Source organism: Chromatium okenii (assembly GCF_016583745.1).
Classification (GTDB): Bacteria; Pseudomonadota; Gammaproteobacteria; order Chromatiales; family Chromatiaceae; genus Chromatium; species Chromatium okenii.
The window spans coordinates 1-8,683 of sequence record NZ_NRRQ01000057.1 but is presented as its reverse complement, the minus strand read 5'-3'; the positions used below and the strand labels follow the sequence as shown (position 1 = coordinate 8,683).

The following is an 8,683-nucleotide window of genomic DNA, read 5'->3' as shown; positions in this document are numbered from 1 at the left end:
GTGAATGTTCTCCAGCGCAAAAACGATACGGGGATTAGTCGCTATCTTAATTACCGCGAGGTAAAAAAGATTCTGGATGAACGAAGCCGTCAGACTGAAAGACCTTGTATTGTTTTCGGACAATGCGCGGTGCCTTTTGGTCATGCCTGAGACTGCCCAGGCGAGACTCCAGTTGCCGTGACAACACGGTCAACGGAGAGCGAATGACCCAGTTGTGTGTACACACTTTTGCGCACATTTTTGGGAGCAGTGCGAACCGCTTCGTTAATGAGTGTATTGATGCGCTTCAGGGTTTTCTTATCTTGTTGTTGCCAATAGAGATAAGCATCCCACGCATCCGGCACAAAGCGGATTTCACGCACACCAATCACCGTCAAGTAATGTGCGAGGCTGGGATTGTCCGGCGCGATCTTGATGAATGGCTTGGGTCAATGCTTTGGCATTGGCTGGCGTTGAAAGCAAATACAGGGTTTCCATTAGGCTGTTGTAGTGATCCAGCGACATGACCACTGCATCTCCTTCGGCATCACGGCGGCTAATAATGGTGACATCAGCATCATGTACCACGCGATCCAATACAGATTTCAATGCAGTGCGGGCGTGGGAATAAGTGACAATGTTCATGACAATAACCTGTTGCATTGTTAGGTTTGGCGCACCCAATCCCATGAAAGGATCAGGTGCATATGATTATCCAATGATCAAGCGCGTACTCTGTTCGAGATGCGCACCAGTCACTGAATTACCGGCTTTCAATGCAGTGCTGATCTCTGCTTTCGAGATCGTGGTCACAATCGCACTATGGCGGTATTCCGCTGGGACGTGGGCTTCATCATGGATGACGACCGTTGGCGGATTGCTTTGAATCCGCAGCGTTAAGTCAGCGGCATGGGGCGGTTTCAGTCCAGTGATTTCAATCTGGTTTTTCAAGTATTCCCGCAGGTGTTCTGCCTGCCGTTTCAAGGTCTTGGCGCGGGCATCCATGCGCTTGCCCGCTTCCGTTACTGCCGCAGCTTCTGCCTCCAGATTCTTAACATAGCGGGCAACATTCAACGCCTTTGCTTCCCAAGCGCCAGCCAGTTCCCCTACCTGCAACGCAATGAGATCAGGTGATAAATCCTGTTCGCAGAGGTCATCGAGGGCGTCGAGAAAGTCATCGGTGAGTTCATAGAGTTTGAGCGTGGGTTTCATCATCGCCTCCAAAGCGCGACCCGTGAGAGCCGCGCCGTTAGGGTTTAGTGGGTCACTGCTTCAGCGTGGTCAATGCCGTTGGGTTTGGGCGGTTCACTCTCGGCGACGGGCGCTTCAATCGCGGCGGTGAGAGCTGCCTTGTGCTGGGCGCAGTGGGCGGTGATGGCGTCACGATCTGGGGCGGTGAGCATCGCAATCTCGGTGCTGTGTTTCCGCCACCAGTTATTTAAATGGTTGGTGCTTTCCATCTCGTTGACTGCGGTCTTGAATGCAGCCAACGTCTTGTGACTTTCTTCAGTGGGATCAGTGCCCGTGAGCAACCATTCCCGTAATGCAGCACCAGTGGCAACGGTCGGGACAAAGTGTTGACCGTCAAATAAACGGGTGCGGTCTTTGGCAGCAGTGGCGACGTGCTGCTCAACTGCCAGATCAATGACAGTGGTGAATTCATACTCCACGCCTTCACGTTGAACCGGAGCCAATCCAATCTTGACCGGCTTCTTTTTCCCGTTGTCATCCACCATGTCGTAGGCGGTTTTCGTTCGCATGGTCACGATCACATGCAGGTCAGCGCCAATGATCGCGTCTACCAGCGCGTTGTGTTTTGGCGTGACTTCACGCCACGCGGTGAATGAATTGCGCGTTGCAGCCGCTGCCTTGTCGTGCATTTCCAACACGCCACCAATGCCAGTCCATGCGTGACTCAGGCTGTCGATAATCAACACGTCATAACCGGCTTTCTCTGCGCCATGAATCAGGTCGATATACCGCTGTGGCGTATAAGGCGGCTGTAGTGGTGCCACGTCATACGGGATCAAGTCCGCGTACAGTTCAGCACTGCCGCGTTCAGTGTCGATCAGGGCGACCTTGTTGGGCTGCATTCCCTGCGCGATTAAGAGCGCGGAATAGGTTTTGCCTGATCCTGATGGGCCGCACAGTGCGAGGCGTAACTTGGCTTGTTTGCGTTCGGCTTTGCGATACATAATCAATCTCCAGTGTTAGAAACTGATGCTTGAGAGATTGCCCTCTCCCAAGCATCGACTCGTTAAAACGGTGCGTCTTGCCAGTCTGTCGCTTGCTGTGAGGCGCACCACCGCATTGCAACCACTAAATGCTCAACCGTTGGGCGTTGCGTTGAGATTCCACTGCTCATCTCTAATGCTTCACTCAGTAATTGCGCTTCTCGCTGTGCCTTGCACTCAGCACCTGCCTTGCGCAATTCCCATGACATCCGTTCATCCAATAACCCGTTGAGATAATTCATGCCTGAATCGCTCATGGCTTAATCCTCATTCGGCTGCATGATGGTGATAACTGGTTCGCCGTGATCACCACCGCCGATATGCAGCACCAATTGCACGGGAAACAATTGATTGCACCCGCGTATTACCCGCAGCAGTTGGAACACAACCCGCCGACTATTGCGCTTGCGCCGCGCTTCAAACGCCGCCAGATACAACACATCCCATAACCGCCCTTCCATATCCTGACTGCGATCATCAATTGGCCAGTCCACACAATCCATCCAAACAGCGGTAGTCAGAGCAACGGGAACCCGAAAACCCGCTTCTTCAGCGGTATGCGTGACATCAATCAACACGCCGTCTTCAATCGCTTGAGCGCGGGTGTAGCTGTAAATCACTTCAGTAGTTTCAAACATGATTCAACTCCTAAATGTGGAAACAAAACCGGATAAACCGGCAACCTGAACCCAAGATCATCTTGTTCCTGAGTTCATGGTTCTATTATATTCCACTTGTGGAATAATTCAATCAAAAAAAGGATTATTTTTACGGGCGCAAGCATATAATGATTGGAAATGAGTAAGACTTAGGGGAGCTGATATGTTTCACCTGCGCTTAAAAGCAGCACGGCAAGCGGTAGATTTGACGCAGCAGGAAGCGGCAGAATCTTTGCAGATTACGCAAGGATTTCTGTCTAAATTGGAAAGCGGGAACACGCGGGTTCCTAATGCTGAATTACTGGTGCGGATTGCAAAGTTATACGGGACAACCAAGAACTATTTGCTTGGTGATCCGAATGAAGCAGAGCCAAGGTTTAGCGTGTATTCCGTCATGCAACGCTCGGTGATGACAGATGATTCTGCACCAGAAGGATTGCGAGAATTGGCTGCGGATAAAGCAGTGGTTGATGCGCTTGAAGTGACTGATGAAGAATGGCGGATGCTCTTGACGATTAACTTGCCAAAAACGATCAATAAAAACGGCTATGTGCAATTATTGGCGACGATTCGCGGAGTGTGCAAATAATGCCCGGCATTGCACCGGGCACTGGTGTTTAATACGGTGCTAATTCCAACAGATGCGCCAATAACGCGACATCATCATCAGAATCACCACACTCAACGATTGCCATGAGTTCATCAATATCCATCATATAACACTGTTCCAATACAGTCGGCAGGATCATGTGATATTGATAGTTGATTGAATGCCCGCAGGTTTTCCATGCTAGACGATGCGCTTCTATATGAGCGACACGTTCAATCATCTGCTCGAATTCCTTTTGCGTGTTGTAAGGGATAATCTGTTGAAAGTCATTAACTTGCATGACCGATCTCCCACTGATAATGCTTTTCATCAGGGGCACCCAACAGGGAATTCATGCCATAGCGATCAAGTTCCTGTCGCATCTCAAGTTCATACAGGAAGTCCATCCCGGCGGCGGTATCTAGCCAGCACTCAAAATCGGCAACATCTTGATCAAAATCGTTGGTTAATCTAGTTGGTTTGGTATACATTACTGTCTCCGTGTTGCTTGAATTGGTCAATCAGTTACGAGCTGACTGACCAACGTGTTATCTCAGCGGGCAATGATGAGATGTCTAGTCAAAATCATTTGCCCGTTCTTCTAGTAACAACTCCGCTGCACTCCACGCCACTTCTAAAATCAACTGGTCTAAAGGGTAATGCCGCGCATTGAACAACCCTTGTGCTTTCTCAAGGGCGTAGTTCATTGTTGAGCAATCCCAGTCTTCCCAATTGTCGTCGTCGTCATAACCAAATAACGCACCATTCAATAGTTCAGTTGCCTCGCTCCAATCACCGCTAATCTGAGGAAACATCTTGCAAAGTTGCTTCCCAGTTAATTCAAGAACCCACTCGGCTTCTGCATCAATTGCTTCAATATGGGCTTCTTCTCGATCCATAGTGGCTAAATAATGATTTAGCTGGATAGACGTGACACAGGGAAATGACATAACCACCTCTTTATCATCTGGTTTTGATGTCCTTATCGCGTAGTTATTCCATTGATGCTAATTATATTCCACTTGTGGAATAATTCAAGGCGAACGAAATAAAAAACAGCTTTTTATTTAGTGGTTACTGTTTCAACGGTATTGCAATGAGGGTGTGTTAGCTGCTGCGATGCGCTTATGCCGCCCTGATAGCGGCATGGTCTGGTTGATTCACTCAGGGCAAATCAAAGCGGCAACTAATGGGCTGGTTGGGAATATAAAACTTTCGTTGGCGATTGCTTTTCACAATCTTTGGTTGCGGATGATTGAGTGCGGGATTACTAACGGCTTGCAGGAGTGCGAGATAGGGCGACAAGTCTTGTGGATCAGTGCCGAGTCGCCATTGCTTAAAAGTGAATCTGCCGCCTTCGTGGTCAATCAACAACCACAATTCCAGATCAGCCCCGACATCCTGCACCATCCACGTGGCATAAAAACCTAAGCGATCATCGTTGAATAACGCAGCGGTTTGAACGTATACGCACCAGCGCGGGAGCGGCAATTGAATCTCTGGCGTGATTGTGGGCATTGTCCACTGGCTGTAATCAGTAACGTAAATCCCTTTCGTTAATCGCCATGCGCCGAGAACAGCAAGGCGGGCGATGTCAACATTAAATCGCGTTGCTATCGGCTCCCAATATCGCGTTGGCAGATAACAGGCTTGATCCCAATTCCGTTCGCTGGATAAACGGATGTTGTCGGCTTCAATACAATTGACGTGTTTTAAGTTGTGTTTACTCATTTCTCACTCCAGTGCTTGATTGTCTTTCGGCGTAAATAATAAACCCGCTATTAAAGCGGGTTTGGTTATTCAAAAGCTGCCCCGCGTAACCCGGAGCAGCATGAGTCATCAGGCTAGTCGCTAGTCATCATTCTCACCACTGAAAGCAGCTTGTTCAAGTGCAAACCATGCGAGACAGTTAGCGACGTTTTCATTGATCTGCGCATCAGTCCCGTATAACGTCCGCGCTATTGTCTGCGTATCTTCATCGCAACATTTGAACGACTGCACGAAACAGATTGGGCACAAGTCAAACTCTTTTGCGCATTCATCAACGAGTGCCGCAATGTTCTCGCGGTTCGCTAAATAAAACGCCAGAGTGTCACAGAAATAAATGAACCCGTTAAAGCCACCATCAGCGACCGCACACCCACCACCAACCAACGCAGAAGACACCGCGACCGAATCAGCACCATCGGTTCCATCTAATTATTCCGTCTAGCCACAGATTGAACTTGACTTGCCGTTATCTCGGTTCAACCTGTAAATAAAGCTAAGTCGTTGATTATCTCTAGGTTGCCCTTCTGAGTGACAGTTTGAATAACAGTGCCTTCACGCTAAGTCATTGATTATCTCTAGCTTGCCCTGCAAAAGTGACAATTTCATTTGATGGGCGATCACAGCGCCTTAATGCTCGACCAGAGGGCAAGCTAGGGATAATCAACCACTTAGACTCATTTATCACGACATTCGCGGTTAAATATGTCCCACCATCCTTTTGAGGGCAAGCTAGGCAAGCTAGGGTGGAATCAAGGAGTTACGATGACTTTCTCATGAACAAGCTAGGCAAATTGGGCAAGCTAGGGTGGAATCAATAAGTTACGGTCAAAAACTAGCGAAATTTGTATTTTTGGTCACTTTTCCTAGCTTGCCCTCACCGTTGCTCGTAAGTCCTTGATTCCACCCTAGCTTGCCTAGCTTGCCCGGTGTTCAGGAACTAAGCCGGTTAAGTGCGCTCGTCCAGAGGTGGCATTGCCCACTGATAGCCACCTTGAAATGCCGCTCTTGAGGATTTGATCCCAAGCCGCTCACGGGCAGTTCTCAAGGCTTTATCGCTGATCCCAGCAGCACGGGCTTCACGCTGAACGTCTGCGACCTTGACTGCACCATGACTCAATTGCTCCCTGAGCCAGTCCATTGCTTCAGTGGTTGTATTCCGTTCGTTGGGATCGCTTTGGTACTCGGCGGCAGCTAATAGATCACGCGCTGATCCTTCCAAAGCGTTGCCCCATAAAATGCGCGTGGTTTCAATCCCCGGTGCGACTTCACAGATTGCGAGTTCATAACCAAAGCCGCCGGTATCGGGACCGATGTTGCTCTTGGCGCGGGCAAGAATGCGTCCACCGCCTTGCTCATTGGAACGTCGCGCAGTGGCAAGTGGATTGAGGGTTTTGGCGAGTAGGGCGAGACCTTGCGCCGTCACTAATACTTGTTCGCGGATATTTTCAGTTCCGTCAGGTGCGACGTATGTGTATATCTTGTGTTCCAACACGCCCTCCTGCAGCCGATCCTGATATGCAATCCAACTGCGTCCGCCCGCACGTTTGTAAATCCAGCGCATTAAATGCAGGTGCTGATTGAATTCGTGCGGGCGCAGTTGCAGCGACTTTGCGGCGTTAGTGAGATTAAGCGCACCGCCGGTGGATGTGGCAATCCGATCAAAAGCGTCAGCTTTGGGTTGGATGATTTCGACGTGTTGCTCTAACGCCAGCCGCTCTTTCTCAGCAGACAGTGCCAGCTCAATCAGTTGCATCCGTGATAATTCGACGGGTTTGGTCGTGTGCGTCAGTGTGCCGCTCAGGTATGCGTCGTAAACGCGGATGACATCAACCTGAACTTCAAAGGCGTTGTCAGTCTCAGACTTCATGCAGATGAACAGTGACTGTTGACGATCAAGGTAGTATTCGACAGAAGGGCGACCGCCTTGCTCACCGGAGGTTTTCCGTATGGTGCGGAGAACACTGAATTCACTCAGCTTTTTTGAGTGTCGCTTGATGAGCTCGCGGATGTCTAAAGGACGCTCGAAGCCGAGTCGAATGGCTAGATCGATGTCACGAATGCGAGGTTCGCCGTTGATAGGCGTGAGAACGAGCGGGTTGCTAGTTTCCATAACAGTTTCCTGAGTGAGATTGGAAACCGCCATCATCAAGTTTCAAATTGATGGGGCGGGCTGAAACGAGTTTGAAACTACCGGACTCAGGCACCGGCGAGCTTTGCAGCTCCCTCGTATCAGCCCGTAACGAACGGGCATAAAAATGCGCCTAAGTTCCAGTGTTTCAATCCCGACCGTCATGTGTGACGATAAATTTAGGCTACATCGGAATGGCGAGTGATATCAAATGGATAGTGAGCCAGTGTTAGAATCATTCTTTCACTGGCTTTTTTATGCGCCATGACTAGACTTTATCACTGATTATTATTGATCGCTATTCACCACCAGCATCGCCATTGCTGAGGGCTGCGAGTTGAGTCATGCCAGCGTGATCAAACTCATCCGCAAGCATCAATCCCACTTCGAGGCGTTTGCTCCACTCAGATTTGAAATCCAAGTGGAAAAGAGAGCGCACGGTGGCGGTTCTCCAACGGAATACGCCGTGCTCACCGAGGATCAAGCCACCTTCGCCATCACCCTGTTTCGGAATAACGAGATTGTCATCCGGTTTAAGGTCGCACTGGTCAAGGCGTTCAGAACGGCGATCAATGAACTGCAGCGCGTCCGTTATCAGCAGTTGGAACTGGACTGGCAGGAGCAGCGATTGACTGGAAAAACGACCCGCCGTGAATTATCCGGTGTGATCCGTCAATTCGTGGACTACGCCAGAGCACAAGGTAGTCAACACGCTGAACGCTATTACTCAATCATTACTCGCATGGAATACCGCGCTTTATTCCCAACTGAGACAGTCGATGGTGGTCTGCGTGATCGTTTAACCGCCGCTCAGATTGCACGTCTCACCAGTGCTGAAGTCATCGCTGAGAATGCGTTGCTGGACGGGATGCAGCAGCGGCTGCCGTATTACAGCATTTATCCGTTGGCAAAGACGCGGGTTGAGCAATTCGCTGGGCTGATACGACCGAAGTTGCTCCATTAACCCATTCACCCCGGCAGCGATGTCGGGGTAATTACCGAGGTCAACCATGAATCACGATGAAATCCGCCACATTGATTAAATAGTCGGCATAACGCGGTGGTGAAAAGCCGGGTTATCGTTTGGTATCTCGAAGCGCCAGAAATCGTGATTGAAATCCTTTCACTGATGCAACCGCAGTTACTCCATTCAACGCAGCACTCCGCATGATCTGAACTGCTCACCATCGCTAGATCGCTCCCTAGCTAAATCACTAACTAGCCATCAGATCGCTAGATCATTCTCTAGCTAGATCGCTAGAGTGCTGCCTAGCTAAATCGTTATCTAGCTATTACATCGCTAGATCGCTATTCTAGGGCAATC

At 49.7% G+C, this 8,683-nt stretch carries 14 protein-coding genes; 2 read left to right on the top strand and 12 right to left on the bottom strand.

The window, feature by feature from the left end:
- Nucleotides 1–140: 140 nt before the first annotated feature.
- From CKO12_RS14760 to CKO12_RS13555, 6 genes are all read right to left on the bottom strand, one after another.
- Complete coding sequence (locus CKO12_RS14760) at nucleotides 141–362, bottom strand: type II toxin-antitoxin system YoeB family toxin (protein WP_338032758.1); 222 nt, start codon at nucleotides 360–362, stop codon at nucleotides 141–143.
- Nucleotides 355–624, bottom strand: coding sequence for a type II toxin-antitoxin system Phd/YefM family antitoxin (locus CKO12_RS13575; RefSeq protein ID WP_200155264.1), 270 nt, complete (start codon nucleotides 622–624; stop codon nucleotides 355–357). Before CKO12_RS13575 ends, CKO12_RS14760 begins: the two co-directional genes overlap by 8 nt.
- 66 nt (nucleotides 625–690) lie before the next feature.
- Entirely contained in the window at nucleotides 691–1,194 is a 504-nt protein-coding gene (locus CKO12_RS13570) for a siphovirus Gp157 family protein (RefSeq protein WP_242466350.1), read from the bottom strand.
- Nucleotides 1,195–1,235: 41 nt separating this feature from the next.
- On the bottom strand, nucleotides 1,236–2,174 hold the full coding sequence (locus tag CKO12_RS13565; RefSeq protein WP_200155262.1) for an ATP-binding protein: 939 nt from the start codon (nucleotides 2,172–2,174) through the stop codon (nucleotides 1,236–1,238).
- Nucleotides 2,175–2,236: 62 nt separating this feature from the next.
- Nucleotides 2,237–2,470 carry a hypothetical protein gene (locus tag CKO12_RS13560; protein ID WP_200155261.1) on the bottom strand — a complete coding sequence of 78 codons (234 nt, stop codon included), beginning with the start codon at nucleotides 2,468–2,470 and terminating at the stop codon, nucleotides 2,237–2,239.
- Between the two features lie 3 nt (nucleotides 2,471–2,473).
- Nucleotides 2,474–2,851, bottom strand: a complete 378-nt coding sequence (locus CKO12_RS13555; protein WP_200155260.1) for a DUF6573 family protein — start codon at nucleotides 2,849–2,851, stop codon at nucleotides 2,474–2,476.
- Nucleotides 2,852–3,035: 184 nt separating this feature from the next.
- Between CKO12_RS13555 and CKO12_RS13550 the strand changes: the two genes are divergently transcribed.
- Nucleotides 3,036–3,461: a helix-turn-helix domain-containing protein gene (locus CKO12_RS13550; RefSeq protein WP_200155259.1), complete on the top strand. Its 426-nt coding sequence runs from the start codon at nucleotides 3,036–3,038 to the stop codon at nucleotides 3,459–3,461.
- A gap of 28 nt (nucleotides 3,462–3,489) precedes the next feature.
- Here CKO12_RS13550 and CKO12_RS13545 read toward each other — a convergent pair whose 3' ends face one another.
- The 6 genes from CKO12_RS13545 to CKO12_RS15300 form a co-directional block, all read right to left on the bottom strand.
- Nucleotides 3,490–3,762, bottom strand: coding sequence for a hypothetical protein (locus tag CKO12_RS13545; protein WP_200155258.1), 273 nt, complete (start codon nucleotides 3,760–3,762; stop codon nucleotides 3,490–3,492).
- Nucleotides 3,752–3,952 carry a hypothetical protein gene (locus CKO12_RS13540; protein ID WP_200155257.1) on the bottom strand — a complete coding sequence of 67 codons (201 nt, stop codon included), beginning with the start codon at nucleotides 3,950–3,952 and terminating at the stop codon, nucleotides 3,752–3,754. Before CKO12_RS13540 ends, CKO12_RS13545 begins: the two co-directional genes overlap by 11 nt.
- A gap of 84 nt (nucleotides 3,953–4,036) precedes the next feature.
- On the bottom strand, nucleotides 4,037–4,360 hold the full coding sequence (locus tag CKO12_RS13535; RefSeq protein ID WP_200155256.1) for a hypothetical protein: 324 nt from the start codon (nucleotides 4,358–4,360) through the stop codon (nucleotides 4,037–4,039).
- A 265-nt stretch (nucleotides 4,361–4,625) separates the two neighbouring features.
- A complete protein-coding gene (locus tag CKO12_RS13530) occupies nucleotides 4,626–5,192 on the bottom strand; it encodes a hypothetical protein (RefSeq protein ID WP_200155255.1) in 567 nt (188 codons plus the stop codon).
- Nucleotides 5,193–6,177: 985 nt separating this feature from the next.
- Nucleotides 6,178–7,341, bottom strand: a complete 1,164-nt coding sequence (locus CKO12_RS13525; protein ID WP_200155254.1) for a phage antirepressor KilAC domain-containing protein — start codon at nucleotides 7,339–7,341, stop codon at nucleotides 6,178–6,180.
- 316 nt (nucleotides 7,342–7,657) lie between these two features.
- Nucleotides 7,658–7,780 carry a hypothetical protein gene (locus CKO12_RS15300; RefSeq protein ID WP_338032760.1) on the bottom strand — a complete coding sequence of 41 codons (123 nt, stop codon included), beginning with the start codon at nucleotides 7,778–7,780 and terminating at the stop codon, nucleotides 7,658–7,660.
- On the opposite strand from CKO12_RS15300, the gene CKO12_RS13520 reads away from it, so the two are divergent.
- Nucleotides 7,724–8,323 (top strand): Rha family transcriptional regulator, encoded by a 600-nt coding sequence (locus tag CKO12_RS13520; protein WP_338032759.1) that lies wholly within the window; start codon nucleotides 7,724–7,726, stop codon nucleotides 8,321–8,323. The two genes, CKO12_RS15300 and CKO12_RS13520, sit on opposite strands and share 57 nt — an antisense overlap.
- Nucleotides 8,324–8,683: the final 360 nt, after the last annotated feature.

Bases quoted from the DNA above. Each gene is read 5' to 3' on its own strand.
- CKO12_RS13545 (WP_200155258.1), bottom strand. From the start codon at position 3,762: ATGCAAGTTAATGACTTTCAACAGATTATCCCTTACAACACGCAAAAG.
- CKO12_RS13540 (WP_200155257.1), bottom strand. From the start codon at position 3,952: ATGTATACCAAACCAACTAGATTAACCAACGATTTTGATCAAGATGTT.
- CKO12_RS13570 (WP_242466350.1), bottom strand. From the start codon at position 1,194: ATGATGAAACCCACGCTCAAACTCTATGAACTCACCGATGACTTTCTC.
- CKO12_RS13560 (WP_200155261.1), bottom strand. From the start codon at position 2,470: ATGAGCGATTCAGGCATGAATTATCTCAACGGGTTATTGGATGAACGG.
- CKO12_RS13530 (WP_200155255.1), bottom strand. From the start codon at position 5,192: ATGAGTAAACACAACTTAAAACACGTCAATTGTATTGAAGCCGACAAC.
- CKO12_RS13575 (WP_200155264.1), bottom strand. From the start codon at position 624: ATGAACATTGTCACTTATTCCCACGCCCGCACTGCATTGAAATCTGTA.
- CKO12_RS13555 (WP_200155260.1), bottom strand. From the start codon at position 2,851: ATGTTTGAAACTACTGAAGTGATTTACAGCTACACCCGCGCTCAAGCG.
- CKO12_RS13550 (WP_200155259.1), top strand. From the start codon at position 3,036: ATGTTTCACCTGCGCTTAAAAGCAGCACGGCAAGCGGTAGATTTGACG.
- CKO12_RS13525 (WP_200155254.1), bottom strand. From the start codon at position 7,341: ATGGAAACTAGCAACCCGCTCGTTCTCACGCCTATCAACGGCGAACCT.
- CKO12_RS13535 (WP_200155256.1), bottom strand. From the start codon at position 4,360: ATGGATCGAGAAGAAGCCCATATTGAAGCAATTGATGCAGAAGCCGAG.
- CKO12_RS13565 (WP_200155262.1), bottom strand. From the start codon at position 2,174: ATGTATCGCAAAGCCGAACGCAAACAAGCCAAGTTACGCCTCGCACTG.